General features: G+C 64.0%; 3 protein-coding genes. All 3 read right to left on the reverse strand.

What is annotated here, in order from left to right:
* Nucleotides 1-1,186: IS66 family transposase (tnpC, locus tag CJ301_RS00385; RefSeq protein ID WP_099273098.1), on the reverse strand; the 1,186-nt coding region annotated here is incomplete at its 3' end.
* 61 nt (nucleotides 1,187-1,247) lie between these two features.
* Complete coding sequence (tnpB, locus tag CJ301_RS00390; protein WP_099273100.1) at nucleotides 1,248-1,598, reverse strand: IS66 family insertion sequence element accessory protein TnpB; 351 nt, start codon at nucleotides 1,596-1,598, stop codon at nucleotides 1,248-1,250.
* Entirely contained in the window at nucleotides 1,595-2,014 is a 420-nt protein-coding gene (gene tnpA / locus CJ301_RS00395) for an IS66-like element accessory protein TnpA (RefSeq protein ID WP_099273102.1), read from the reverse strand. Before tnpA ends, tnpB begins: the two co-directional genes overlap by 4 nt.
* Nucleotides 2,015-2,076 lie beyond the last annotated feature (62 nt).

The raw sequence follows: 2,076 nt of genomic DNA on the forward strand, positions 1-2,076 counted from the left end.
GGGCCTCCAAGCGCTCCGCTGGGCCATGCCCGTTGATCTCGCGCTCGATGTCGAACAGGGCGTCGATGCGCCGGACGGCATCGAAGGCGACAGGCGAGATCTCCTTGGCGTCCTTGCCTTTGCGGATATTCCCTTCCACATCAGCCAGCTCGAAGAACTTCCGGCGGGCGTGTGCCCAGCACAGAGCCGGCACAACTGGCCCCGGCACTCGTTTTTGATCGTAAAGCTGGTTGTAGCCCGCATAGGCATCGGCCTGAAAGACACCCTTCCAGCCTCCCAAATGCCCGACCGGATGTTCGCTGGACCGGTCCCGGGAGAAGCGGAAGACCACCGCCGGCGGGGCAGTGCCGCCAAAGGGCCGATCATCCCGGACATAGGTCCAGAGCCGGGCCGTCTTCGTCCCACCCCGGGCCAGCAACGGGACCGTCGTATCATCGCCATGCAACCGCTCTGCGGCCATGACATGGGCCTCGATCAGCGCATGCAACGGCTCCAGCAACCCGGTCACCGCGCCAACCTGGTCGGCGAGCGTGGAGAGGCTGAGTTCCACGCCCTCACGGGCATAGCGCTCGGCCTGGCGGTTCAACGGCTGGTGCTGTCCGAACTTCTCGAACACGATCATGGCCAACAGGCTCGGCCCTGCCCATCCTCGCGGAACAGGATGGAATGGGGCCGGCGGCTGGCTGATCTTCTCGCAATCCCGGCAGGTGAACTTCTCGCGGACGGTCTGGATCACCTTCCACTGCCGCGGCACCACCTCCAGCGTCTCGGTGATATCTTCGCCCATCTTCGCGATCCGGTCCGACCCGCAGCAGACGCAGGCCTTCGGTGCCTCCACCACGACCCGTTCGCGCGGCAGGTGCTCTGGGAACGCCTTGCGGACGGGCTTTCGCCGGTCAAAGGCCCTGACCTTCGACGTCTTTTCCAGCGCCTGCTCGGCGCGAAGGGCATCTTCGGCTGCAGCCGTCTCCAGCTCCTCGAGCTGCAATTCGAGCTGATCGAGGAGCTGGGCAGTGCGCTCGGCGCTCCGGCCATACTTCTCGCGCTTGAGCATCGCGATCTCGAGCTTCAGCCCTGCAATCAACGCCTCCGATGCCGACACCACGGCATTCGAGCGGGTCAGCTCGGCCTTTGTGGCCGCCAGTTCGGCGCGCAGTGTTTCAAGTTCGGAGGCGGCATCTGACATGGCCGGAGATTTACCATGTCGAGCCATCAAAGCCTATGTAAAACAGGGTCATGCGCAAGAATTACCCGGCCTTGGCAGGGCGCTGCGTCCAGCGCGGATTGCGCCAGTCGATCCCCTCCAGCAGATAGCCAATCTGCGCCGCTGAAACCTGGAGCGCCTCGCCCGAGCCGCTGACCGGCCAGATGAACCTGCCCGCCTCCAAGCGCTTCATATAGAGCGACATGCCGACGCCATCGTGCCAAAGCAGCTTCACGAGATCACCCCGGCGGCCCCGGAAGCAAAATATCTCCCCCGCATACGGATCACGCCCAAGGCCTTGCTGCACCTGCAATGCCAGCGTGTTCATGCCCTTGCGCATGTCCGTCACGCCGCCCGCAATCCAGACCTTTGTCCCCGCCGGAAATGCGATCATGCCCGTTCCACCACCTGGATGAGCCGAGCAAGCACGGACGCCTCAGTCGAAGTGCCGATCACGAAACGACGTCCGTTCGGTAGGATGATCTCCACCCGGTCACGACCCGCATCGTCCACGCGACCCCGATCATCAGAAGCCGCTGGCCCGCCCAACGGGCTCGGAGCCACGGCGACCGGGGAGAAATGCGCCCGATCTCCATCCGTAGCCAAAAGGCCTTCACGTGCTTCACGACGCCATCGTGTCAGAAGCGAGCGAGAGATCTCGTAACGTCTTGCCGTCGCCGAGGCCATCCGCGGCGCCGCGTAGCTCTCCTCCACGATCCGCACCTTCTCGGCCTCCGTCCAACGACGCCGGCGCCCGGTATCCGTGACTGAGAGAACCTCTATTTGGGATATGAAGCTATGGTCTGTCATAGCGTCAGGTCTTAGCAGCTAAGCAGGCTCATCCGTCAGGCGGCCCTCGGCGGATGCTTACC

The organism is Limimaricola cinnabarinus, from assembly GCF_002723615.1.
GTDB classification, from domain to species: Bacteria; Pseudomonadota; Alphaproteobacteria; order Rhodobacterales; family Rhodobacteraceae; genus Limimaricola; species Limimaricola cinnabarinus_B.

Bases quoted from the DNA above. Each gene is read 5' to 3' on its own strand.
- tnpB (WP_099273100.1), bottom strand. From the start codon at position 1,598: ATGATCGCATTTCCGGCGGGGACAAAGGTCTGGATTGCGGGCGGCGTG.
- tnpA (WP_099273102.1), bottom strand. From the start codon at position 2,014: ATGACAGACCATAGCTTCATATCCCAAATAGAGGTTCTCTCAGTCACG.